Source organism: Levilactobacillus huananensis (assembly GCF_003946145.1).
Lineage (GTDB): Bacteria > Bacillota > Bacilli > Lactobacillales > Lactobacillaceae > Levilactobacillus > Levilactobacillus huananensis.
Window position 1 is genome coordinate 1 of the sequence record NZ_RHOC01000015.1, and the last position, 25,190, is coordinate 25,190.

The 25,190-nt window shown below is 45.0% G+C and carries 23 protein-coding genes; 7 read left to right on the top strand and 16 right to left on the bottom strand.

Translation table 11 applies throughout. The annotated features are described in order from the left end of the window. Nucleotides 1-173: 173 nt before the first annotated feature. Together EKM71_RS09690 and EKM71_RS09695 are read right to left on the bottom strand one after the other, a co-directional pair. Nucleotides 174-530, bottom strand: coding sequence for a hypothetical protein (locus EKM71_RS09690; protein WP_125574413.1), 357 nt, complete (start codon nt 528-530; stop codon nt 174-176). Between the two features lie 221 nt (nt 531-751). Then, nucleotides 752-1,678: a tyrosine-protein phosphatase gene (locus tag EKM71_RS09695; protein WP_125574414.1), complete on the bottom strand. Its 927-nt coding sequence runs from the start codon at nt 1,676-1,678 to the stop codon at nt 752-754. Nucleotides 1,679-1,870: 192 nt separating this feature from the next. Here EKM71_RS09695 and EKM71_RS09700 point away from each other — a divergent pair, with 192 nt between their 5' ends. Continuing rightward, nucleotides 1,871-2,479, top strand: coding sequence for a DJ-1/PfpI family protein (locus EKM71_RS09700; RefSeq protein WP_125574415.1), 609 nt, complete (start codon nt 1,871-1,873; stop codon nt 2,477-2,479). Nucleotides 2,480-2,531: 52 nt separating this feature from the next. On the opposite strand, the gene EKM71_RS09705 is transcribed toward EKM71_RS09700, so the two are convergent. Beyond that, entirely contained in the window at nt 2,532-3,170 is a 639-nt protein-coding gene (locus tag EKM71_RS09705; protein WP_125574416.1) for a glutathione S-transferase C-terminal domain-containing protein, read from the bottom strand. Nucleotides 3,171-3,912: 742 nt separating this feature from the next. Between EKM71_RS09705 and EKM71_RS09710 the strand changes: the two genes are divergently transcribed. The 3 genes from EKM71_RS09710 to EKM71_RS09715 all read left to right on the top strand — a co-directional run bounded on the left by EKM71_RS09710 (nt 3,913) and on the right by EKM71_RS09715 (nt 8,215). Further along, complete coding sequence (locus tag EKM71_RS09710; RefSeq protein ID WP_125574417.1) at nt 3,913-6,372, top strand: phosphoketolase family protein; 2,460 nt, start codon at nt 3,913-3,915, stop codon at nt 6,370-6,372. A gap of 340 nt (nt 6,373-6,712) precedes the next feature. Next, on the top strand, nt 6,713-6,874 hold the full coding sequence (locus tag EKM71_RS11120; RefSeq protein ID WP_164504781.1) for a hypothetical protein: 162 nt from the start codon (nt 6,713-6,715) through the stop codon (nt 6,872-6,874). A gap of 210 nt (nt 6,875-7,084) precedes the next feature. After that, nucleotides 7,085-8,215: a GGDEF domain-containing protein gene (locus EKM71_RS09715; RefSeq protein WP_125574418.1), complete on the top strand. Its 1,131-nt coding sequence runs from the start codon at nt 7,085-7,087 to the stop codon at nt 8,213-8,215. A 286-nt stretch (nt 8,216-8,501) separates the two neighbouring features. Here the strand turns inward: EKM71_RS09715 and EKM71_RS09720 are convergent, their stop codons facing one another. The 5 genes from EKM71_RS09720 to EKM71_RS09740 all read right to left on the bottom strand — a co-directional run bounded on the left by EKM71_RS09720 (nt 8,502) and on the right by EKM71_RS09740 (nt 13,178). Continuing rightward, nucleotides 8,502-9,962: an Ig-like domain-containing protein gene (locus tag EKM71_RS09720; RefSeq protein WP_125574419.1), complete on the bottom strand. Its 1,461-nt coding sequence runs from the start codon at nt 9,960-9,962 to the stop codon at nt 8,502-8,504. A 19-nt stretch (nt 9,963-9,981) separates the two neighbouring features. Further along, on the bottom strand, nt 9,982-11,022 hold the full coding sequence (locus EKM71_RS09725; RefSeq protein ID WP_225418032.1) for a DUF916 and DUF3324 domain-containing protein: 1,041 nt from the start codon (nt 11,020-11,022) through the stop codon (nt 9,982-9,984). 35 nt (nt 11,023-11,057) lie between these two features. Continuing rightward, nucleotides 11,058-11,783 (bottom strand): WxL domain-containing protein, encoded by a 726-nt coding sequence (locus EKM71_RS09730; RefSeq protein WP_125574421.1) that lies wholly within the window; start codon nt 11,781-11,783, stop codon nt 11,058-11,060. A 410-nt stretch (nt 11,784-12,193) separates the two neighbouring features. Further along, nucleotides 12,194-12,448 carry a hypothetical protein gene (locus EKM71_RS09735; RefSeq protein ID WP_125574444.1) on the bottom strand — a complete coding sequence of 85 codons (255 nt, stop codon included), beginning with the start codon at nt 12,446-12,448 and terminating at the stop codon, nt 12,194-12,196. Between the two features lie 301 nt (nt 12,449-12,749). Further along, the gene (locus tag EKM71_RS09740) at nt 12,750-13,178 is read right to left on the bottom strand and encodes an Rrf2 family transcriptional regulator (protein WP_125574422.1); all 429 of its coding nucleotides are present in this window, start codon (nt 13,176-13,178) and stop codon (nt 12,750-12,752) included. 338 nt (nt 13,179-13,516) lie between these two features. Here EKM71_RS09740 and EKM71_RS09745 point away from each other — a divergent pair, with 338 nt between their 5' ends. Together EKM71_RS09745 and EKM71_RS09750 are read left to right on the top strand one after the other, a co-directional pair. Then, the gene (locus tag EKM71_RS09745; protein WP_125574423.1) at nt 13,517-14,092 is read left to right on the top strand and encodes an NADPH-dependent F420 reductase; all 576 of its coding nucleotides are present in this window, start codon (nt 13,517-13,519) and stop codon (nt 14,090-14,092) included. Between the two features lie 241 nt (nt 14,093-14,333). Beyond that, nucleotides 14,334-15,455: an Ig-like domain-containing protein gene (locus tag EKM71_RS09750; RefSeq protein WP_125574424.1), complete on the top strand. Its 1,122-nt coding sequence runs from the start codon at nt 14,334-14,336 to the stop codon at nt 15,453-15,455. 111 nt (nt 15,456-15,566) lie between these two features. On the opposite strand, the gene EKM71_RS09755 is transcribed toward EKM71_RS09750, so the two are convergent. Continuing rightward, on the bottom strand, nt 15,567-16,607 hold the full coding sequence (locus tag EKM71_RS09755; RefSeq protein WP_125574425.1) for a zinc-binding dehydrogenase: 1,041 nt from the start codon (nt 16,605-16,607) through the stop codon (nt 15,567-15,569). Nucleotides 16,608-16,820: 213 nt separating this feature from the next. Between EKM71_RS09755 and EKM71_RS09760 the strand changes: the two genes are divergently transcribed. Beyond that, the gene (locus tag EKM71_RS09760) at nt 16,821-17,999 is read left to right on the top strand and encodes a DUF998 domain-containing protein (RefSeq protein ID WP_125574426.1); all 1,179 of its coding nucleotides are present in this window, start codon (nt 16,821-16,823) and stop codon (nt 17,997-17,999) included. A 73-nt stretch (nt 18,000-18,072) separates the two neighbouring features. On the opposite strand, the gene EKM71_RS09765 is transcribed toward EKM71_RS09760, so the two are convergent. The 7 genes from EKM71_RS09765 to EKM71_RS09795 all read right to left on the bottom strand — a co-directional run bounded on the left by EKM71_RS09765 (nt 18,073) and on the right by EKM71_RS09795 (nt 25,174). Further along, the gene (locus EKM71_RS09765) at nt 18,073-18,882 is read right to left on the bottom strand and encodes a chitosanase (protein WP_125574427.1); all 810 of its coding nucleotides are present in this window, start codon (nt 18,880-18,882) and stop codon (nt 18,073-18,075) included. 868 nt (nt 18,883-19,750) lie between these two features. Further along, nucleotides 19,751-20,569 (bottom strand): energy-coupling factor ABC transporter ATP-binding protein, encoded by an 819-nt coding sequence (locus EKM71_RS09770; RefSeq protein ID WP_125574428.1) that lies wholly within the window; start codon nt 20,567-20,569, stop codon nt 19,751-19,753. Next, on the bottom strand, nt 20,553-21,419 hold the full coding sequence (locus EKM71_RS09775; protein ID WP_225418033.1) for an energy-coupling factor ABC transporter ATP-binding protein: 867 nt from the start codon (nt 21,417-21,419) through the stop codon (nt 20,553-20,555). The genes EKM71_RS09770 and EKM71_RS09775 overlap by 17 nt, the downstream gene beginning before the upstream one ends. Next, nucleotides 21,416-22,213: an energy-coupling factor transporter transmembrane component T gene (locus tag EKM71_RS09780; RefSeq protein WP_164504782.1), complete on the bottom strand. Its 798-nt coding sequence runs from the start codon at nt 22,211-22,213 to the stop codon at nt 21,416-21,418. The genes EKM71_RS09775 and EKM71_RS09780 overlap by 4 nt, the downstream gene beginning before the upstream one ends. A gap of 8 nt (nt 22,214-22,221) precedes the next feature. Then, nucleotides 22,222-22,836 (bottom strand): ECF transporter S component, encoded by a 615-nt coding sequence (locus tag EKM71_RS09785; protein ID WP_164504783.1) that lies wholly within the window; start codon nt 22,834-22,836, stop codon nt 22,222-22,224. Nucleotides 22,837-23,031: 195 nt separating this feature from the next. Beyond that, nucleotides 23,032-23,967: a nucleoside hydrolase gene (locus tag EKM71_RS09790; protein ID WP_225418034.1), complete on the bottom strand. Its 936-nt coding sequence runs from the start codon at nt 23,965-23,967 to the stop codon at nt 23,032-23,034. Between the two features lie 10 nt (nt 23,968-23,977). Next, nucleotides 23,978-25,174, bottom strand: coding sequence for an MFS transporter (locus EKM71_RS09795; RefSeq protein ID WP_125574432.1), 1,197 nt, complete (start codon nt 25,172-25,174; stop codon nt 23,978-23,980). Nucleotides 25,175-25,190: the final 16 nt, after the last annotated feature.

Sequence of the window (25,190 nt, forward strand, 5' to 3'; positions counted from 1 at the left end):
GAATACCGCGATGAAGCCGCTTAAGCAATACTAAAAATTATATTATTTCAACTGTCAACTTGACAGGGACTAGTGCATTCTGCAAAGTCGTTTTAATTTTGACTATTATGGTGCCGAAACGTGGAACCTAAGGCAGTTTGCGAGCCTTATGTCCCACTCTCATCACATTTAGATTATTTAAGATTCAGAGCTTGGCCGTAGACCCAATAACGCCGAGTGTGGTGCTTACTAATTGATCGGATTCGGTACCAATCATATTGTGTTCCTTGACTCGCCCGGCAGTCAATTTTCACTTTGGAACCAGCCTTGAGGTTTTCAAACTTCCAGTTGAAGACCTTAATGGTCTTATACTTACTGTGTGGTTGATGATTCGTCAGACTGAAGTGCTTGTAGTTCTTTTTGATGGTGGCTAACCCGTGATAGTGATGATACGTAACTGCCCCGGTTAGGGAACTTGCTTGACTAGTGGTACTGATCCCCATAGTGCCGGTCAAGCCAATGATACCCAAGACGACTGCGACTTTTTTCATGAAACAAAACCTCTCCTTAAACCGTTGTTAATAGCACAATTTAACCATAACACAAATTTTAGAGGAACGTTCAGTGAATGAAACTTTTTTTATCGAAACATAGTAATCGCTTAAATGGAGAGAACCTGAGGATGAAGTCATAGGATTCAGATCAGGTCAATTAAAAGCCCACAATCCCTGATGATAGAGATTGTGGGCTGAAAATTAAGACTACCGCATGATTATTTAGCTGGCGTGAGGTAGCTCGAACGCAGGTGCTTCAATTGCGTGTTGGATAATCCCAGACCCTTGTGGAGGAAGTTATCCATGTTGCCGTACTTGGTGTTGATAGCCTTGTACATGGTGTTGAGGTAAGCCATCTTGACACCGTTTTGAGCTTTGAAGTTGGCGATAACCGTTGGTGTTAGTTCCTTGCCTTGGGCCTTCCAACCAGCTTCTTGGCGCTTCAAGTTTTCTTTGTTGGTATTGACCAGGTATGTATTGGACTTCAAGTAATCCTTGGCAATAGCCTTCTTGTTGAAGTTGAGGGCTGAGAGGACGAGGACGGTTCCCATACCGGCACGGTCCTTACCCGCTGAACAGTGCCAGAGGACGGCCTTGTTCTTAGGATTCTTTAAGAGCTGGTGGAACAGGGACTTGTAAGCCTTACGTCCTTGTGCCGTGGTGATGGCGTCGTGATAGGACTTCTTCATCATCTTATCACCGGCATTTTTCTTGGAGAAGTCGGGGAAAGCCCCGAAGGATTTGAAGACATTAGCCTTGATGAGTTTCACGCCCTTCATCTTAACATCAGGGCTCTTTTGTTGTTCGATGACGGTCCGAAGGTCAACGTCGGTTGCCACGTGGTAAGTCTTGACGAGCTTCTTCTGATCAGACTTTGATAATGTTGAAAGGCTGTTGGAACGAATGAGGCGGTGAGCCTTAATCTTTTGGCCTTTGCTGTTGATGTAGCCCCCAAGATCGCGGGCATTGGAAGCGCCTTGAAGCTTAATATGGGTTGATTGTGACTTAGCAGCTTTCTTGACTCGCTTAGTGGTCTGAGTCGTCTTGGTTTTTGCGGCCGCCGTAATCGACATTAAGGGTTGTTGCCAACCTAAGGTGGTGGTCAATAACAGGGCAGTTACTAGGGTACTCATTTGTTTTTTCATCTTACAAACTCCTCCTCTTTGCTTGGGTACAGGTTAAGGATACGCGGTAGATGTAAAGACTAGATGTTGATTGTGTAAAGTTCAGGTTGATAACCAATTCGAGTATTATAACGTTTATAAAAGGCCAAGTTTATTCAGGCAGACTTAACTACTCGTGAGCGTATAATTAATTTCAAACTGGAGGTGTTCGTCATGAAACGAGCTTTAGTGATGCTGTATCCAGGATTTTGTAATTTTGAAATTTCGGCTTTAACTGAGATCTTGGCCTTTCAAGAGAGTGAATGGTCGCTGACGACGGTTGGGGCTGACCGACAATTATATGCAGGAGAGGACCATCTACAAGTCATGGCACAACAGGCATTCACCCAGGTGAATCCGCTGGAGGTTGACTTGTTGATTCTGCCGGGGATTGATAACTATCATATTCCATTAGCGGATCCACGAAATATTGCCTTTTTGGCGCAACTAAATGTTGCCCCCGCACAGCGACCAATTATTGCTTCCATGTCCTCGTCACCGATTCTCTTAGCCAAAGCTGGATTGTTGGATAAGACCAAATTCACGGGTGGCATATTTGAAGAAACCTATGACCGCAATCCGTTTATTCCAAAGCACAATCTGGTTCGTGAGCCTGTCGTCACTGATAATGGAATCATCACGGCGAGTTTTCAATTCTTTCGGGAATTTGCAATCACAGCAGCCCGAGCCTGCGGCATAGAAGTCGGCGATCGCGCATTCGAACCTGCACGAACAGATCGTCCCTATACGGCGGCGGAATTGACGTTTCACCTGCCAAAGTAAAGTGAAAGCCCCGGCGCGTCGTTTCGTGTGCGGGGCTTTTATCGTACCTATCCTATTTGGATTCTAGCGAGTGTGGCCGTCCTTCCTGCTGTAAAACGCGTTGGACGGCTGGGCGTTCCCGCATGGTTGCGTCAAAGGCCTTCAGCCAAGGGAAGTTGTCGAAAGAATAGTGCAGGCGTTGCATCCAGTTGGTCATGACAAACAGGTAGGGGTCAGCAATGGAAAAATCCCAACCCAGTAAGTATGGGCCACGATCGGACAGCCGCTTTTCGACATAGTCCAGGCGAGGGTGTACCCGCGTCCAAACGCGTTCTTTGGTCTCTGGTGTGTTAGGAAGCCAGTTACCATAACGAGCTGGCGAGATGAAATTTTTATGGAGTTCAGTTGCAATGTAGTTCAACCAGACCCGCTGTTCCCAGTAGTCTGAGGTATTATACGGCGGGAGTGGGGATGGTTGGGCCAACGTGCCAATGACTTCTAAGATGACGGCACATTCCGTTAGTAAGGACTGATCATCGATCTGTAGCGCAGGGACATAGGACTTGGGGTTCAGTTGATTGTAATTGCCTTGTGACCATGTTTTTTCATCCAAGTCGACTTTCTCCAAGTGATAAGGTAATCCGAGCTCTTCTAACAAGATGTGGGGTGCCAATGAACTTGCCCCGGGGGCATAAAATAAGGTTAATTTCATGACTGAACACACTCCTTTAGTGAACGTAAGCCAAGTATAGCGGAGGAATTCGAGATCTTCTAAACAAGTGACCTTGGTTAGGAAAATGACACGCCAAAATATGAACGCGGCAAAGCGACCTTAATGTGGACCTATATAAGTCTAATAAGAGGGACTCATTGGATTGTTGCCGTTGTTTTTTGGATCAAACCGCTGGCTTTGATTCACCTGACAGTGATGGTTTCTTTTTTTCGTGAGGAGCACATTAGCGACGGCGGAGACAATCTGGTTCGCGATATAAGCACAGCGCAAAGGCCACGCTTCCGCATCTGACTGATGATTATGAAAGGTTAGTGGTGACAAGCCAAACTACTGCGAAAACGCGCACGCTTCTGGTATACTGGGCTCAAGTTGGTTGCCAACAATCATGTCGAGACCGGGTGTCGTTCGTCAGGTCTGGAACCGCGGTATCGGTGACTTAGCAACTAATTTAAGGGATTGAGCGCCGAGTCAGACAGAGGATAAATTAAATCCGGCGTGTGCCTTCCATTCCGATTACATTGTTTTTGAGCGGGATGAAAGGCACACGGGAGGACGGTTAAAATCGTCTAAAATCCAACTTTTTCATAATTGGATCGTATCAATTTTCAAAAAGGTTGACTTTTTGAAAATTATTGGTATCATTAAGGACATAAATTGACCTCTAATAACTCGGGTTAATTCTAGTAGAAGTTTGCGACCAAGACGAAGGAGTGTAAAATTCATGACAGTAGATTACGATTCCAAGTCATACTTGGAAAAAGTTGACGCCTGGTGGCGTGCTACAACGTACCTCTCAGGTGGAATGATTTTTCTGAAGGACAATCCATTGTTCTCAGTAACCAATACACCGATCAAAAAAGAAGACGTTAAAGTTAAGCCTATCGGACACTGGGGGACTATTTCAGGACAAACCTTCCTGTATGCCCACGCCAACCGTTTAATCAACAAGTACGGCTTGAACATGTTCTATATTGGTGGTCCCGGTCATGGTGGCCAAGTTATGGTTACGAACTCATACTTGGATGGTACCTACACGGATGCTTACCCTGAAATTACGCAAGATCTCGAAGGTATGGCCCGTCTTTACAAGCGGTTCTCATTCCCTGGTGGAATTGGTTCCCACATGACGGCCCAAACGCCTGGTTCCCTTCACGAAGGTGGAGAACTTGGTTACTCATTGTCCCACGCAATTGGTGCCGTATTAGACAACCCAGACCAAATCGGCTTCACTGTCGTTGGTGATGGGGAAGTTGAAACGGGTCCTGCAATGACTGCATGGAACTCCATCAAGTTCTTGAACCCTAAGAATGATGGTGCTGTATTACCTATCTTGGACGTTAACGGATTCAAGATCTCTAACCCAACTATCTTCTCACGGATGAGCGACGATAAAGTTGCGAAGTTCTTTGAAGGTCTGGGCTGGTCACCTCGTTTCATCGAAAACGATGACATCCATGACTACATGACTTACCATGAAAAGGCAGCTGCGGTCTTTGACCAAGCAATTGCTGATATCAAGCAAATCCAAAAAGACGCCCGTGAAAACGGCAAGTACGAAGATGGTACTATCGCCCCATGGCCAGTTATCATCGCTCGCTTACCAAAGGGTTGGGGTGGTCCTACACACAACCCAGCTGGCGAACCTATTGAAAACTCATTCCGTGCCCACCAAGTGCCGCTTGGCTTGAGCCAGAATAACTTCGATGAACTACCAGAATTTGAAGACTGGATGAACTCATACAAGCCAGCCGAATTATTCAATGCTGATGGAACATTGAAGGCAGAAGTCGCTGACTTCGCCCCTAAGGGTGACAAGCGGATGGCTGCTAACCCAATCGCCAATGGTGGTCGCGCTCGTGGCGAAAAGCCAGAAACGTTAGACTTACCTAACTGGAAAGACTACGCTAACGACATCAACGAATCTAACCGTGGAACGAACTTGCCAGATGGCAACAAGAACATGGATATGAACGTTCTGTCAACCTTCTTCGCTGGCGTTGCCACGAAGAACCCATCATCATTCCGTCTCTTCGGACCTGATGAAACGATGTCTAACCGTCTTTGGGAAATGTTCAAGATTACGAACCGTCAATGGATGAGTGAGGTCAAGGAACCAAATGACCAATACGAAGCTCCAGAAGGTCGTATCTTGGATGCGCAATTATCAGAACACCAAGCTGAAGGTTGGCTTGAAGGTTACACCTTAACTGGTCGTACCGGTGTGTTCACGTCATACGAATCCTTCTTACGAGTTGTTGATTCAATGACGACGCAACACTTCAAGTGGATTCGTCAAGCTGCTGCAGAACCATGGCGGAATGACTACCCATCATTGAACTTAATCTCAACTTCAACTGTGTTCCAACAAGACCACAATGGTTACACTCACCAAGACCCAGGTATGTTGACTCACTTGGCTGAAAAGAAGTCTGACTTTGTTCGTCAGTACCTCCCAGCCGATGGGAACACGCTCTTGGCTGTCTTTGACCGGGCATTCACTGACCGTCAAAAGGTTAACCACATCGTCGCTTCTAAGCAACCACGTCAACAATGGTTCTCAGTCGACGAAGCTGAAGAATTGGCTACTGAAGGTATCAAGGCAATCGACTGGGCTTCCACTGTTGCTGAAGGTGAAGATGCAGATATCGTCTTCGCTTCTGCCGGTGTTGAACCAACCATCGAAACCTTGGCTACTGTTGACTTGATCAACGATGCCTTCCCAGCGGTTAAGATGCGTTATGTCAACGTTGTTGAATTACAACGTCTACAAAAGAAGAACGGCCCTCTGAACGCAGAACGTGCCTTGTCTGATGACAAGTTTGCTTCTCTGTTCGGTGAATCCGGCACCCCAGTTGTCTTTGGGTTCCATGGATACGAAGACTTAATCGAATCCGTATTCTACGAACGTCAACACTTAGGCTTACATGTTCACGGTTACCGTGAAGATGGGGATATCACGACTGCCTACGACATGCGTGTATACTCCGAATTAGACCGTTTCCACCAAGCTAAGGATGCTGTTAACACCTTGATTGCCAAGGGAGTTATCGACGAAGCTGCCGGTAAGGCCTTCGACAAGAAGATGGATGACATCTTAGCTAAGCATTTCAAGGTTACCCGTGACGAAGGTCGCGATATTGAAGAATTTACGAAGTGGCAATGGACGCCATTAAAGAAGTAATTCTCTTTAATTAAAAAGTAATCAAAGAGAGGCCCCACTCAGCAATGAGTGGGGCCTCTTTGCGATCTCAGGGTGATCGTCTGGTGTCTAAGACTGCCGGAGTGATTTCGGCTCGTTACAAGGAAGGGGGGGCGATTAAGCGGATCACGTGCGGCTGTTATTAGACGATCGTTGGTTTTTGACCGTGTCGTCCGTGATAATATTGTTTTTGTATGGGTTGTGTAAATGATAGGTAAACGTTGATATAACGGTATTTGTAAGCCGTTTTAGTAGGCGTCACTCACCTCATCTGTTAAGGTTGGACCAGCAACTTAAGGATAGATGTAGGAGGATGAAAAGCATGCAACGGCACGCGTTAGTTGGGACATTATTTATTGGATTAGGGATTGTGACGATGATCGGTGGATTCTTTTTATCGGATACAGTCGCCTCGTTAACGGCGTTGGTCGGATTCTGTCTGGTGGTTTTTAGTCAGAATCTTGGTGGCGCCCACCCCAGATAAGGGGAAACCGAATGATTCGGTTAGAAAGATTTATGGTTAACCTGCAAACCCAATATTACTATGAGAATATTTACAGCTAACAACACTTACCCCATTCTGACTATAGTTTTCTTCTTGTAAAGCGTCTATATTACTATATAGGTGTGCCTTATTGGCGGACGATCCGGCTGAGATGCTGGGATTATTCTTAAGAGAAGAAGGGTTTTAGCAATGACATGGTCCCACTGGCAAGTTCCACCTTTCGTCACGGGCGTATTCTTTATTCTAGGCGTATTGACCCTCTATTGGGTGACGTACAACTGGCTAGTTTCCTGGGTCCATCAGCGACGCTTCAAGGTTACCGATGACGTGGTGAATACCTGGTACGGCGTCATTTATATGTTAGTCTTTGTTTTTAGTATTCAAACACTTGTGACTGGCACGAGTATGTCCTGGCAATTTATGAATTTTCAATTGATTGCTGTGATCTTCTGTGCGTATTTTCTAAATATTCATGTTTCCTATTACTTTTTTCTACCAATCGTGTTGATTTACATGCTCTTTAATGGGTCCATTTATTATTGGCAATCTTGGGCACATGCGCTCACACTCATGACTTTTTTCTGGGTGCTTAATGAGACACGGGTAAAGTGCCACAGCCATCGAGACTCACTATTGCTATACTTGTTGGTCACGATTCCCTTTGGGGGATTGTTGTGGTTCTGGATGAAGCTGAAGTTCAATTTTTCATGGGCCGTTTTTGGAGAAGAATGGCTCTACCTGGTTATTTTTGAGGTGTTGTTGTATCTCTATGTCACAATGTTAGCGCATGATAGCGAACTTAAAGTTCGTTTGGCGCGTTTTGCCAGTCATGATGCATTGACGCAAACCAAAAACTTTGCTGCTTACACGGATGCGATGGATGACTACTTTCATCGCAGTCGAGCAGATGACCAGCCACTTTCAATGATGATGTTTGACATTGACCACTTTAAGCAATTTAACGATACTTATGGGCATTCCGTAGGTGATTTGGTTCTACGAGAGGTTGCAACGACTGTTCAGACCGTGCTGGATGCTAATGACTTACCGGCAACCTTCTATCGAACGGGGGGCGAGGAGTTTAACGTTCTCTTTCCTGGTACAGAAGTTGCGGCGACAAAGCCAGTCGTCGACCAAATATTTGCGGCAATTAATCACCTTGAGATTCAAGCTGATGACCATAAGTTCAATGTGACTATTTCGGTCGGTGTCTCGGCGGTCGTCAGAGATGATCGGTCACCGCTCGATTTCTATAACCGTGTTGATCGTAATCTGTATCATTCGAAGCGCCATGGTCGGATGCAAATTACGGTGGCTTAACACTGAATTCGTCACGATAATATTAGGCGAAATCATAAAGGAGCGTCGATTCCAGGTCATTGGAATCGACGCTCCTTTAGGTTGCCGTGATCGGCAGTGTGCCTGATTGTCGGTGGGAACATGGGTCATTCATCATGGTTGCGCAATTGTGATTGGTGAGGTGGATTTTCGAGTTGCCATGCCTACAGGGTTCGAGTAGCCCATTTATAACGACAATCGTATGCTGAATTTAGGATAACGAAACCAGGACCACTCTGCAAGAGAGTGGTCCTGGTTTTAGGTGAACTCAACTTGGCGCTTCCGTCAAGGTCCAGGTGATGGTACTTTCGTAGCTACCGGCACTAGCCAAGGGACTAGGACCGAGATCGAGTTGGGTGTTGCTAACATCCCAGTCTTGACCGTCATAGTCGCTGGACGTGTAAATTGATGTGGCCTCACCATTGGCTGGAATGGTCTTATCTAATCGGTTGCTGGGGTCATAGAGGTCGAGGCTAGTCGTCCCCAATTCACCCCCGTTATCACCGATAAAGCCAAATGGCTGTAAGGTTGCAGATAAAGTCCACGGACCGCCAGCATAACGACTGTCTAGAACTGATAGTTCACCATTACTGTTGCCATCGTGAGCCTGACCTTGGGCCAAGGCATCGAGGTTATCAAGCGTGAGGGCTTGACTCAGATCAGAGAGATTGGCCTCGCCAAAGTTGAAATCGGGTACGGCCATCAAAGAAACCAAGCCACTTTTGGTCACAGTGAGTCGAGCAGAGTTTGTGGTGATGGATTTTGTACTCCCATTTACCGTGTAATTTAACACGGCGTAGTAGGAAGTGCCATCATCGCCACTCTTGGTTGGCTTAGTGATCGTGTAACTGGTGTCGGTGGTATTTAGCGCAGTGCTTTGGCCATCCTGAACGCGATACCAATTGTTAACAGTGACGTCGGTGGGTAAATCCTTGAGACTAAATGTCGCGGCTTTACCTTCGATCGTGTCAACGTCTTGGAGGGCGCCAATGGCAATCTTTACGTCGTCACTGTGGCCATTAGCAGATCCAGTGATGGTTACAGTGCCGTGATCGTGAGCCGTCCCGTCAGTCTGAGAAGAAGCACTAGTTGCTGTCACATCACCATACTCGTCAACCGTGGCGAGGCTTGGATCACTACTGGTCCAGGTCACACGATCGGTTGCGTTTTTTGGTGTCAGAGCGGCATGAGCTACGGTCGTATCGCTGTTGTTCAGATAGGTCTTGTCAGCTGTGACCTTAATTGCCGTTGTTGGGACGCGACTAGGTTCGACATCGATGGTGGCGATACGAGACCATTCATTGTAGAACAGCCCGATCCCAGTGAAGTCGTATTCGACTTGGAAAAGCAGTTGGGTTGGTTGCGTGACAGTTGGAGCAGTGAACGTATAGGTTGTGCTGTTGGAGCCAACAGTGCTATACGTATTGCCATTGTCTGTCGATTCCCACCAAACATATTTACGACTTCCGAAGGGGTTCGTGGCAGCCTCCAACAAGTTCCGTGTCCCCTTAGCAGCCAGTGTGACTTTGTAGCCAGAGACCTGGTTTGAGTCCATTGGTTGCTGAGTAAAGCCACCGGCTAAGTTGATGCCCATAATTGAAACAGGAGGTGATGTCGGTGTTTGTGGGGCGGAAGATGCCGCTCGGGCGGGAACCCAGAGACTCAACGAACCGATGATAATCACCAGTCCCAGTAGCCCCATTTTTAATAATTGTTTCCAATTACGCATCGTCCAACACCTCCCGAAGTTAAGAACGAGAACGAGAACGCCGTTTGCCTAACCAGTAGGCACCGAAGATTAACAACGCCAATAGGAGTGCCAGGAGAAGCCAGAACCACCAATCGATGCCACCTTCCGGCCGAATGATAGTATTGTGGGCCTTAGCTTGGTTTTTCGTCAGTGAGAAGGAATGCGTGAAGTCCCAAACCCGTTTGCCACTAGTCAGGTGAAGATTGAGTGTGTACCGACCAGCGGTTAGCGGCTTGTTTCCCAGGGGTACCCCATAATTGAACCAACTATTAGGTGCCATAGATCCCCTTTTTAGATCCTGACGAGCGACCTGCTGACCCGTGTCAGCTTTCACGATTCGTGCGGTTCCTTGTAGGTCTCCGAAGAGGGCAGGGGTTAGGTTACGAATCTTAGCCTGAACAACAGGATTGGTATCGGAATTGGCAATTGCGACATCTCCCAGCTTTAGCATGGTGGTTAGACGCTGGTTAGGGTGACACCACAGAGCTACTGCGGTGACCACGGCATAACGGTTATGCAGGCGGAAGCTGGAGGCACCTCCATTTTGGGTTGCGGCGGGACTTGCTTGAGGATCCGTCACAAAGAGGCCACCCAAGACCTCACCTTGGAATCCGCCAGTGGGAATGGTGGTTTTAAAGGTCACGGTTTTCTCCTGATGAGAGGCGAGCGTGATAGTCACGGCACCTGAAGTCATCTTAGTAAAGGTCGTTTGCGCCGATGGGTCAGTCCGATTGGATGGCACATAGACGGCGTTACCCGAGTCGGACGTTGTGGCGTTGACGGGAATAACCTGCAGCGTTTTCTGCGTGTTCCCGGGATTGGTGACAGCCAGTTTCAGATTTTGCGTGGTTCCAGGCATCACCTTTAAATCAAAATATCCCGCTTTTGTGGTGAGTTGGTTCTTGGGCAAAAATGGTGTGGCAAAGAAATTCGTCGGGGGTGTCTGTGCGGCTTTACCCAGTACAACAGGTCCTCCGATGAGAATGCCAGCCAAGACACCTAGGATCAAGAGGCGCCAGTTTAACCATCTTAATTTCATAGTCAGCCCCACCTTCATTGACAGCTAGGCGAGTCTTATTGGGCTGGCGTAGTCGCTGCTGGTGCATTCTGCAATGCCCAGTACAGTGTTGCGTTGTAAGTCCCAGCGGAAACGTCTGGTTGTTTTGTAATCGTTAATTTGCTAGAAGCGGCAGTGGTAGCACTGTTACTTCCTTCACCAGATTTAGCGGCAGCATTCCATAAAGTCTTAGGGCTGCTGATCCAACCGTTAGTCACGGTGGATTGTGGTAGCGTCAGACTTAATGGTGCGGCAGTGGCACTGTTATCCAAGGCGCCTGCCGTTTCATCGAGAGTTAGTTGTGCTTCGGTGATGGTGTTTGCACCTGACGTGAAGGGACTCATGCCGACGGTTAATGACCAGCCGTCATGATTGCCACGGTAGTCCGTAATGTTTAATGCGCCATTGTTATTACCATCGAAGCCAGTGCCTCCAGTTGGTGCTCCTGTCGAGATCGGAATATTCGTGTTCGCGGAAGAAACATCCTTGACGCTGACACTTCCAAAGACGATATTAGGCACTTGATTCAAACTAAGAGGGCCTGGTGTGATCGTAAACTCGGCATTAGACATCGCCTGGGCACTCCCGGTGCTATCTGCCACATAACCACCAGACACGTTCGTCAAGTTACTGGAAGCAGTCCCAGGACCTGCAGCGAACGCAACTAGAGGGGTGAGTGCGAGTGCTAACATGGTGATGACAATACCGCTGCTGACACCACTCACTAATTTCATGACACGCATGGTATTTTACCTCCAATCTATACGAAAAATAACAGTAGTGACAACTTATTTAGGTCTGGATTCGGACCCATTCTCTTGGCGGCAACCTTATACTAGCAGGGGATGTGCCAGACCCGTATGAAAAGGATATCATTTAGAAATTACGTATACTAACCGGTAAAAATGGGGTCATTTAAGTGGTGCATTGGTGTGGGAGCGGACAATTTATGTTGGTCACTGTGATTAACGACGACTCAAGGAACGTGGGATAAAAGTCAGTTGGTCAATGGACATTTAGCCGATAAAAAAGGCGTCGTCGTTCAGTGAATTGCTGAATGATGACGCCCCAGAAGGCAAGTTAAAGTTTGTCTAATAACTGCTGATTAATGATTTTTGAGTTGTTCTTTTTCCGAATTATAACCGCGAATAAGTTATTCACTGACCTCAAAAGCTTTGTCAGCGAATAACTTATTCAAAACAGCAATTGCTAACTCTGGATATGCCGCAAATGTTCCATTCTTTTTATAATCGCTTTGTGCTTTTTGGACACCCATTTCAAAATCGGTTAGATTAGATTGGTAATTATTCTCGGTTTTCCAAGAGGTATAGGCAGCTTTGGCATCATCATAGTTTCCCGCTTCGTAATTCTTTTTCACGTAATTATGGAGATCTTTCATCATACTCATTGTATCCGCCCCACTTGTTGAGTTTCTAACAGCTACCAGCATGAATTTAGGTCTTCTCACCTAAAATATCAATCGTAAGGCATTTTCAGGTGTTGTGGGCAAAATGGCTTAAATAACGGTTATCGGAAAGCAAATCAGTCGGGTGCAAAGCTCTCGAGCACTTTCTTAAAGGAGACGATTGCTTTAAGAAAAAAGGCACTTCACGTAAGAAGTGCCTTCAAGCATGTGACCTCAGTCAGCAATCTGATTTGACAAAGAGCCAAAAGATCTGTTCGTTTTTCTCAGATTCGAGTGATATCTTCTATTCTGCTAGGCGTTGCATGAGTGTGACATCGTTTAAGATGTCTTGAAGAGAAATCTTAGCCATCTTTGCTTCAGCAGCTGCTTGGATTTCTTGGTAGTAGTGGGTGAGAACTGGTGGAACGGCCTTGCCCACGGGACAATTCTTTGATGTATGCGCATCGACATTTAGGAGCGGCGCTTGGTTGGGAAGCGTGGCATAAATATCACGAAGTGTAATGGCCGCCGGTTCACGGGCCAAAGCCAGCTGGGTGGGACCGTGTGTGGGTGCTAACAAGCCGTGGTGTTTCAGATTAGCCATGATTTTTCGAATTAGGCTTGGGGATGTTTCGAGACTGCTGGCAATTTCTTGGCTGGTCATCTTTTTCCCTTCAAAATAGGCGATATAGACCAAGACGTGGATGGTATCGCTAAATTGGGTATTAGCCATGGGCGACCTCCTTTTATTGATGTGACGATGTCGTAAATAATACGCAGGCACGTTGGATGCCATCGGATTATCTATTTCTGTATTATATTTTATAACAGTTTACGAAAAAAGTCAGTTAAAAAGACTATCTATTTTCAATTAATAATTATCATACAGTTTCACCCAGAGTAGGGACTAGGCCGTTGGATTAGGTCGAGTAACACATACAGGTCGCTTTTATGCTTTAAAGTTCTGATTGTTTGAATGTAAAGAATTGACTTTCAAACAAAAGTACTATATTCTCTAAAGTGTACTTAAAAATAATACAAAAAGATAAAACAAATCAGGGGGTATGTGTTATGGCAGCAATTACGATTTTTGGTAAGGGTAACATGGGTTCAGCAATCGGTGATGTTTTCACACAGGGTGGTAATCAGGTTACCTTTATTGATTCCAAGGATCCCGTCGAAAATTTGGGAGAGATTGTGGTCTTAGCGGTTCCCTACAATGCCGCATTAAGCATCGCCAAGGCGAACCAAGAGGCACTAGCTGGTAAGGTCGTTGTCGATATTTCTAACCCCCTGAACTTTGAGACCTGGGATAGCTTAGAAGTTCCTGCTGACAGTTCAGCTGCCGCACAATTGGCTGGCTTGTTACCAGATTCTAAGGTTATTAAGGCTTTCAATACGACCTTTGCAGGTACCTTAATGAGTCGTAAGGTTAGTGATAAGCAACAAACGACCGTGATGGCTGCAGGGGATGACGACGCTGCCAAACAACAATTGGCTGACGCCTTAACTGATAGTGGCGTGGCGTTTGTGAACGCTGGCTCACTAAAGCGGGCACGGGAACTTGAAAGCTTTGGTTTCTTGCAAATGACCTTAGCGGCTAGTGAACAAATCGGGTGGACCGGCGGCTTTGCTGTTTTGAAATAAGCCTGGATCTGACTAGGGCAACACGACCGAGAATTGAATAGACATTAGGAAGAGTATGAGGCGAGTAGTGCCCCATACTTTTTTTGTGAAAAACAAGTGGCTTAATCAAACTGAAGTGGTCTTAAAGAGTATGCTAGCGGGACTTACTAATTGGCCAGATTAGTAACGGCAATCGTATAAGGGTGCTAAATTTGGGGTGTTCGTCAGGTTCATTAAGAAGCTTGAATGGGAGGCAGCAATAATGGGAAAGGATTTGAAGCGATTTATTCTGTTGACAACTTCCGGGCTAGGCTTGTTTATTTTCTATGGGGGAACAACGGCCCATGCTAAAGAGATTAGGGCTAGTGGACTGTCAGCAGCCGATGCCAGTATCGTTCATTATCCGGACAAAACGGTGATGTCGCATACTGATGAACTTCCACGAGATGAGAGCTATAGGGTGGAGTATAAGTGGGCTGTCAGCGACGACATTCGTATTAATAGTGGTGATTATACGTTCTTCTATTTACCAGCTAATGTTCGAGTCACTCGGACGCGATCATTTCCACTGACCTCAAATATTGGTGTTGGAACGGTCGGTGATGCCTTTGTTACCAAGGGATCGCTCGATGGACGTATCGTTTTTAATAATTACTTTTCATCTCAAGGACGTGGAAAGAAAGGGTATGTTAATGTTGTTGTAAATGGGACGGTGGATGATCCAGAAGAAACGGAACCACCTGTTACGGAACCTGGGCCTGAAGAACCAGGAACCGAGGAACCTTATCCAGAGGAACCAGGAACTGAGGAACCGGGGACTGAAGAACCAGGAACTGAGGAACCGGGTACTGAAGAACCGGGTACTGAGGAACCGGGTACTGAGGAACCAGGAACCGAGGAACCGGGGACTGAAGAACCAGGAACTGAGGAACCAGGAACCGAGGAGCCACATCCAGAGGTTCCATCCCCTGAAGTACCAGGCGTCGAGGAGCCACATCCAGAGGTTCCATCTCCTGAAGTACCAGGTGTTGAAGAACCACACCCAGAAGTCCCTTCTCCTGAAGAACCAGGGAATGAAGAGCCTGGGCACCCTGAGGTTCCCGGGAATGAGACGCCAGAAACGCCACAGCACCCTAGTGTCACGACACCTAGCCACCCAAGTTCTAACGCACCCGTTCACAATGGTGGGCAGTCGGCGACCCCAGTCACTAGTTTGTCAGGCAGTGCCAGTGCGCCACGTCCAAGTTTAATCACGAAGTCTGCCACCGTTCTGCCACAGACGGGCGAACGGCACACGGCAACGGAATTTCGACTAGTTGGCTTAGTCTTACTTATCGGCACTGTGTTGTTAGGGGCTATTGGTTTGCGAGATCGGAAATCCTAAATTAAATGTGATGTTTAACCGCTAGAGCTTGATCATACAAAGAAACCGAATCACTCTCATTTCAGAGACTGATTCGGTTTCTTTGTATGATCAGATTAAACTTGGTCTCACTTAGTCAACTTTAATAAGGGCCTTGATGGCCTGACGGTTGGTCATCGCTTGATAACCATCGTCGATGTCATCGAGGGTGAAGGCTTGTGTGAAGACCTTGCCGGGATGAATGTCACCATCCAAAACGGCCTTTAGCAGCACTTGTTTATCGTAGGTGGTGACGGAAGCGGGGCCACCGGCGATGATCGTGTTGCTGTAGAAGGAGTTGGTCATATCCATCTTAGGTTCATGAGGCAGACCAACTCGGCCAACGATGGCACCGGGACGAGCCACCTTCATAGCGGTGTCATTTGACAATTCTGTTCCGACACATTCAAGAACGGCATCAGCACCAGCATTGTTGGTTAAAGCCATGACCTTGGCAACAGCGTCGTCTCCACGGTCGGCTACAATATCAGTCGCACCAAACTCGGTAGCCAGTTTTTGACGATCCTCGTGCCGGCTCATCGCAATGATGCGCTTGGCACCACGCATTTGAGCGGCAATAACGCCACACAGACCGACAGCCCCATCACCCACAACGACGACCGTATCGCCGGTCTTAACGTTGGCAACGCGAGCGGCATGGTAACCGGTTGCCATGACATCGGCTAAGGCTAATAGTGAATCCAACATATCCTCGGAGTAATCGGCTGGTTGCCCAGGAATCTTAATAAGTGCCCATTCACCATGTTGGTAACGAATATATTCGGCTTGAACACCGGCACTAAAGTTGTCGGTGTGATTCTGACAACCACCATCGAAGCCAGCTCGACAAGCAGCACAATGGCCACAACCGTGTGTAAATGGGGCGATAACAAAGTCGCCAGGTACCACTGTCGTGATAGCTGAGCCTACTTCTTCAACGATCCCAATGGCTTCGTGGCCCGTGTTTTCGGAGTGCTTATCTTTAGCTTCTAGCCCACGATATGCCCAAAGGTCAGAGCCGCAGACACAGGTTCGGACAACATGAATGATAACATCGTCATCGGCTTCAAGCGTTGGCTTGTCGACGTTTTCGATGGCAACCTTACCTGGTTCCATAAAAACAGTAGATTTCATAGTTCAGTTTCCTCCTTAAAGTGTTTCCACCCTAAATATTAAGGTTTTCCGTACATCAAGTAAAGTATGTTCACCCTACATCATGTTCCTTTCTCGACTGGGTATGGCTTAATGGTTATCGTGTCGACAGGGGACGCCTCAAAAAGCGCGCTCATGGTCGGGAGTCTTTGTTATAATAAAGATCGTTATAAAACGACATTAGTGGGGGACAGGATGAAAAAGCAAGCGTTTCAATTAAAATTACCACCTGATGTGAGCGAACAGCTCAAGTTGGATCAAGATACGCCGGTAAAATTGGTGGTGAAGCGTGATCGCCTCGTGGTCCAATTTTCTGAACCCCGGCTTCAAATTTTTCAGGGCCGTGTATTGGTGTGGCCACTAGCATTAGCGCTGCTCTCGGCGATTGGGTACTTTATTTATTGTATGAGTCAGGGCCTACACGCGGTCCAGTTAGTAGGAGAAAACTCGCTGGCAACTGGAATCATCGTGATTGGCACGGTGGTGGGAACCCTGTTATTTGCGGGGTTCTTCATCCGAGACCGCAATAATCCGCGCAATCATTTCACGCAAAATATCTATTGGCGAAACTTCCCGGTGATCGTGTTGTCCTTTGCTTTAATCGTGGTGCTTCTGCTGAGCGGCAGCATGTGGCTATTGGGAACGCTCTTTAAGGGGGCCATTTTCGATATCTTCACGGCCAGTGTGATCTTCATGGTCTTCAGTGTTGTCGTGAACCTCGTCATGGTGTACTTCGCCTTGATGGTGGATGCGGGGGTTTTGACTACGGTTTTGACTTTGGTGATTATTAGTGGTGTGGTCATTGCGATGGCCGTAAACAATCAGAGATACTGGTGGCAACATAACCTGAGTTTCTTAGGAACGAGCAATGCTTCCAGCGGGTGGCAATTTAATGCGACGCTGATCTTTGCGGCGTTATTGATGATCGCTCTCATCGATTATCTCTTCGTGAGTCTCCATGAATTTTTTCCGAAATCACGTCAGTTATGGATTCTGCGGATTCTGTTAACCTTGACAGCGGTGGATCTGGGACTCGTTGGGGTCTTTCCCAACAATGTGTCTTCTCATGCCCTACATGATCAAGTGGCGACCTTTCTCGTCTACCTCATCATGGCCCTAATCGTTGGGGTGCGCTGGCTTCTGCCACAGGTGACCCAAGAATTTTTGTATCTTTCCTATGGTGTCGGGGCGGCTCTGTTCGTCGCGGAAATTCTCTTTCGATGGGTTGGTTACTTCTCCCTGACGGCGTTCGAGATGATGGCATTTGTTCTGGCCTTTGGTTGGCTGCTGATGCTATTGGATCGGATTGAGAATTTAATCAATACTGGAACAGCCGCTAAGATTGTTCAAACAAAAGAAATTGAGGCTCACTAACCTTGGGGTCTGGGACAAGTTGTCTCAGACCTTTTTATGTGCCCATTTGCCGCTTATCCCAGTCGTGTTGTCATTACTTGAGGTGATAACGATCGCCATACATTTCCCATGACAGGGGACGCTTGAGTTGGAAATTCTTGTCGCGGATGAAGTGACGCTGAGCGGTCAGTCGTGAGAGGTCGTGGTGGGCAGCCTCCTGACGCATGATGGGCGTGCGGGCCTTGAGAAATGCCTGGAGGTAGTGGGTTTCATTACCGCCCTGACGCGGCGTTTTAGCCAGTCGTTGGGCCTGGCGACGAATGCCACCGAAGCTACTCTTACCGCTACCGGGACCGTGAACCACCATAGCATCGTAATAGATGTATTGTCCCAGTGGACTCAGATTGTCTTGCTTGGCCGCGTATAATACGGGATTCAGATATTCGGTATCTAGAATGTGATTTTCAGCTTGAATGAGCTGAGGGGTTTTGGCGGCTCGATGCCAAGCTTTGACAAAAGGCCGGCCAAGTCCACGATGAGTAGATGACCCCATGGCGTCCTTGAGGGCGGGTAAATAGGACTTGAGTTCATTATGATTAGGCTTCAAGTGGACGTAGCGTTGAATGACTTGGCGGAGATCGCCGTTGGCCGTCGTGAAACCAATGATACCGGCGGTGTAGCCGCGCCCGTCTCCGATGTCTTCAATGTAGCCGTATTGGTGGTGATAATTCGTGGTGGAATTTTCGGCACTTGCCACCAAGGAGAATGTGGTATCACGGCGTTGACCGGTTTTGATGGTATGCTCAGACTGATAGCCTGTGGTAGCGGCCGAAGACTGACAACCGGTTAGGGTGAGCGCCAATAGACTGATTAATGTGATTATTTTGAATGGCTGGTGTTTCATGTGAACAGACTTCTTTCTCGGCACTGATATATTGTGTAGGACCTATACCCTAGTCTAACAAGATATCCTGAGGTCTAAAATGATTAGTTGGCGGTCTTAATTGTTGTTTAATTGTTAATCTGTCGCATAATTTATTTTTAGACGATGGTCAATCGTTGGCAAGATAGGTCAATTCGGTTTTATCCACTGATGATTGTAGTACGCAACATGACTGGTAATGGCCAATACTAATTCTTTGTAGCTGTGGAACTAATGATTATGAGCTGTTCCTACTTTGATAATGTGAAGGATACTTTCATTGTCTAGACATGTAGCATTAGCATTTCGGTCCAATATTTGAAAAACTTGGCCCGGCTTTAAAATGTCGATATATCGATAATTCTGATATTGAAAATTTTGATCTGGGTTAACGGGCATTCGGTATAATAATGCAGTCCAGTTAAGAATAAGTCTCTTTAGTGGTTTAGTAACGAAATTTGTTAACGTCTATAGCAAATTTTTGAATTGGTTTGATATTTTTGGTGAATCATAACGTAATAATTATTACTCGATAGTCTTGTGGTTTTCAATATCATAGCTGATTTAACGTTGAATTTCAGCCTCAGTTTAGTCATTGGTAAATGGTCGTATCTTTGATGCCATACTTTCCAACGAACTGAAGGTGTGACACATCTTGAAGAAATTTTCTTAATGCTTGTTGCTTAATCTTAGCCATTAGTATAAAAGAACCCTCTGAATTAGATCTTTACTAATTCAGAGGGTTCACCCCAACTAGGGAAAATGGTTTAAAGTGAAAGCATTTTAACAGAACATGCTAGGATATTTGAATAGTTTTGGGGACCAGGCAAATAAAAAATCATTAGGACGATTATGAAAATAATTCTGACTTAATGGCTACAGTAGCCTCTTTTAGCGTTATGGGTTTTGACATAATACCAAGGTGTTTACAGATACCACATATGGATGGTTGTTCAATGTGAGCCTCGTTAATTAATTTTTCATCCCAAAAAACTGCTTTTGCAGTATCACGAGACAGAATTCTTTGATGAGTCATAACCAAGATGTCGTTGAAGTTATTTGATACAAAGTCCATATCATGAGAGATAACGATGACAGTTTTGCCCATTTTCTTTTGTGTACGTATGATTTTACTAAGGAGTTGATTTCCGAAAGTGTCTTGTCCAGCTGTTGGTTCGTCGAAAATGATAACGTCTGGGTTTAACGCTAGAACAGTTGCAATTGCAACAAATTTTCGAGTGGCTGGTGGCAAATCAAATGGATTCATGTCACGGTACCGATCTAGACCAGTCATGATAAGTGCGTGGTTGAGTTGTAATTTAATTTGAGCTTTTGGAAACTTTCGCAGTTTCAAACCAAAAAGAACTTCTTTTGCCACAGTGGCATGGAATATTTGTTCATCGGGATCTTGAAATACATAGCCAACATATTTTGAGATTTCAGCCGTTGGAATACTCTGTGAGTCTAAACTATGAATATGAGCACTACCAGAGGTTGGGTGCAACAGGCCATTCATTAGTTTAGCTAGTGTTGATTTTCCCGAACCGTTCTGCCCAACAATGGCTAATTGATCACCTTGATTGAGGGTTAAATGAATTTGTTTAAGTGTAGGTTCGTCATTTTTGGGGTACTGGAAAGTAACGTTCTGGAGTTCAATCTGTGTTGTCATTTTTATTTTCCTCTTTGATTAATTTAACTGCTTCACCCTCAGTGACTGGAAAGTTGGCGTTTGTTGGTAGGCTAAGTTTCAATGAGCGTATTAATTGTGTTGCAGGAGGGACTTTGACACCAAAAGCACTAATGTGTGGATTAGTTAAGACCTGGTGAGGGGTTCCTTTTTCTAGGAGATGTCCTTTGGCAAATAACAAAACTTCGTCAGCATATTTTGCAATAAGATCTGTTCTATGATCAACAAGTAGAATGGTTTTGTTTTTACTTTTCAAGTTGCAAATTATCTTGTATATTTTCTCGGCTGCCATAGGATCGAGCTGGCTAGTTGGTTCATCAATAATTAAAATATCTGGGTCGAGAACTAATACTGACGCAAAAGCAACTCGCTGGACTTGTCCCCCGGATAGTTTAAAGGGGTTACGGAGAGCTAAATCGCAAATATCACAATCATCCATAGCTCTGTTAACACGATTTTCGATCTCAAGAGGTGGCATACCAAAATTTTCAAGACCGAATGCTACCTCTTCAAAGACAGTTTCTTTAACACCACTGAGTTGAGAATAAGGATTTTGAAAGACAAATCCCATTAAGTGTGCTAACTGTGATTGTAGCTGACTAACGGGTATGCCATTGATTTTAACTGTGCCTGTCAAAGTTCCCTTGTAAAATTTGGGAATAAATCCGCGAATGATAGAACAGAAAGTAGACTTTCCGGATCCGTTAGCTCCAACGATACCGTAAAATTTTCCTTTTTCTAGTTGTACACTAATATTTGTTAAGGCTTGAGTATTATCAATTGCAATTGGATAGGAGTATGAAATGTTCTGGCAGTCAATAGCAATAGTCAAATTAGTGCCCTCCCAATTAATATGAATCCTAATAAGATAATGACAAATGCAAGGCTAATGGATTCATATCCATTAGGTCTTATGGTGACTAAAGTGGTTCGTGGTCCTTTGAGTGAAAAGCCACGAGCTTCAAGTGCTAATGAGCGTTCTTCAGCCTCCATAATAGCCCCAACGATTAAAGGAATGATTGCAGAGGAAAACGAAAGAAATTTAATACTGATCTTCCCTGTAGAATTGATTCCACGAGCACTTTGAACTTGGAAAATCTCCTTGCTTCGCTTGGTTAATGTAGAAACCATTCTCATCGTTGAAGAAAGGACGAATATGGCCCGGTAGTTCAGCCCTACGCTTTCCAATGACACAGTCATCTCATCAATAGTTGTTGTGTTCAAGAACCAGATAAACTCACTTGCAATATTTAGGATGAGTAGTCCTAGGAAAAAGCCATTTTGAACACCGGTACTATAGAGGTGTAGAAAGTAAAAGTGAAAAAGTAAGAATCCACCTTGAAGTGATAGGCTTTGAACTATTAGAATAAATAAGCTTAAAGAGAGTATGGCCTTGATTTGAGCGTAACATTTTTTGAAAATCCCACTGCCTCCAATTAAGAGCAGGATTAACAAAAAATTTGGAATAAGTAAAAGTGGAAGGTTAAGTGATGTTAATTTAAAAGTTTCTAGAACTAATGTAATGGCAATAAGAAAAAAGCAAATAATAAATTTCGCAATAGGGTGGAGTCCTGCGATCTTATTTCTGTTTTGAGTTTGAATACTAGCAAGGTAATTAAGTTGCATCAGAATCATCATCCTTTAAGTCTAGTAGTTCCCCATTTAATATAGTTCTCACCAAAATCAAAACGAATGAGGAGTCGAGCTGGCATCACTCGTATAACTAACCAGCAGATAACAAAAGAAATAACACGATCGAGAAGAGTGAAAATACCTTCTGTTCCAAAAACCGCCGTCCAAATATTTGTGCCGGAAGCCATTGCAACAGCGGTTATGATTGAGGTCCCACCGCCAGTGACACCACCGTAAACAAGTACAACGATGGGAACGGAGGTTAATATGGCGACTAAGGCTAAAATAAGCATTGATAGTAGCCATTTCCACCAGTTTGAAAAGAAATTAGCTTTTGCCAGTAATCCGGCAACAACACCGGTAAATATATTAACGATGATAAAAGGGAGATTGGTTGGGTTAGAAAGACTCATAAATATATTTGTGAGTGCGCCTGTTAGCACAGCCACCCAAGGTCCACAAAGTAGTGCAGAGAATAAGGTACCGATTGCATCCAAATAAAAGGGAAGCTTGAGCACAGTGGCCATTTGTCCACCTACAAAATTTACCGCAACGCCCAAGGGGATAATTAGTAGTGAAAGAATAGAGAGTTGGGTAGTATACTTTTTTAAAATCATGATCAGCCTCACTTTCATTTAAGTGGTATAGCTTTGTTTCAACATAATCATCATATCATGAAATGACTAACGTGAAACATGTCAAGTGTCATCAAATCGATTTTTGACTTGTGTACAAATCGAAATTGGTATATATACTTGCCGATTAATTCAAAAAGACGATACAATAAGTACCGTCCAAACAGACACCTGCCGTTAAGCTAGCGTTTTAAAAATATAGTTCTTATATAGTTGCGGATCGAGTTTACTACAGATATAAGCGTTTGGTTCTTTTCCTAAAACATTGTTAACGTCAACTAACATGGCACCATAACTTGGGCCCTTATTAGTATCAACTTCACAATAGTACTTATCACAATCAACAATGCAATCAGGATAAAGTGCTGCCGCGATGGCTGAAGGATCAGCCATATCTAAGTATTCTCCACCGAACCGTTTTACGTTCATTTCTAACAAATCCTTGTTAACGTCAATAGTGAATTTGCCAAGAGTGCTTTCGGATTTGATCTTTTTAATATCTTCAGGTGTCAGCATTGACTTTCCGAGGCTAGCATCCCAACCAACATAAATGAGGTTATCTAGGCCGGCTTCAGTGACAATTTTTGCTGATTCTGGATCTTGCCAAATATTGAATTCCGCAACTGGACTGGCATTTCCTCTTCCTAAGCCAGCAGTACCCATGACTACAATTCGGCCAGCTTTTTTTACAGCGTCTAAGTTTAGTCTGATTGCAAGCGCGATATTGGTTAGTGGTCCGATAGCGATGATATCAATTTCACCATCTTGACTGGCTTCTAATAGCTCCACCATCTTAATAACACTGTTTTCATTTTCAGCTGTTAGCCTGGTAGGAACAATACCAATATCACCCATACCATCATTTCCATGGGTTTCATGAGCATAAACCATGTTTCGGAGAAGCATATGGTCTGCTCCGACGTAAACGGGAGGTTCATAGCTACCAGCGTGTTCGATAGTGGAAAGAGTATTTTGAGTTGCTTGTGTAACGTGAACGTTTCCTGATACTGTTGAGAACATGATAATTTCATACTTAGGATCATTTAGAGCCATTGCAATGGCCATTGCGTCATCAGAACCACAATCTGTATCGATAATTAGCTTTTTTTTCATTATTATTCTCCTACACTTCAATTTGTTCAGACGGAATTTTTGTTTCGGTTGTATCCAGTTTTAGAACAAGCGCTGCGACAACACAGATAGCCAGCATTGCTAGTGAGAAGGTAAAGGCGGATTTTAATCCGAAACTAGCAACTACAGCACCGGTAATCATTGGTGTTAAGAAATCACCTGCACCGCTAGCTGTTGCTACTAGTGAGCTTGCAATACTCATATGTTTGTACCCGATTCGTGTTGAGATAGCAACAATGACGCTGAATAATACACCTAAGAACAATCCGGCAATAAACAGGCAGATGAAGTAGGCTTGTGCTGTGTTAATAGCTAAAGCAATTGCGATAGCTACGAATGCTCCTGCACAATTCATCATGAGAACAGTTTGACTCTTGATAAAGCGTAGAACGACCATGAAGACAAATCCACCAATCACGCATCCGATGTTGTAAACCGTAAACATGAAAGCGGCATTTGAAGGAGAAACACCAATGCTTTGGGCAAAAGAAGCAATGTAGAGTCCTAATGCACTTGAGAGAGCGCTGAAGGCAAAAACCACAATGAAGATAGAGATGTAAGAAACAATTGCATTTTTTGTGTATAAAGGTTTAACGGGTTCGGCATCCTCAGGATTTCCATCAGTGGATTTCTTTTGAATCTTAGCAAATGGAATGAGAATTAGCATAAGCACTGCAAACGCTGCCAAAACATAGTAAGATAAATAAAATGGTAATTTTCCTTTTAAGAAAACACCAATCAGAAATGGTGCAACGAATGTCCCAACACCGAAGAGACCTTGACCACCGCTGAGGGATCCATCATAGGAATTTTTAGAGAATGCGTAACTTAGTAAGACAGGGGTTGTGGCATCTTGAGAGCCCATGCCAACACCACCAATAAAGGTAAATACAAGTCCGGCATAGAAACTCTGGAAGGTTGGAACACCCGCTAAGAAAATGCCGGTAAGTAATACACCCACAAAAAGAACTTTTAAAGAACCTAATTTTTCTACCAGTTTTCCAGTAATTAGAACTGTTAGAATTCGACCTAGCGCGTAAGCAGATCCAAGAATAACAACCTTGCTGATTGGCATGTGATACATGTCAACTAATTGGGGCATACTACTACCAACCATGACACAGGCAGCACCAGTTAGAAAGTACATGGCAAAGGCCAGGAAACCTACTAAAAACTTATTCGATTTCATTTTCTACATCTCCTAT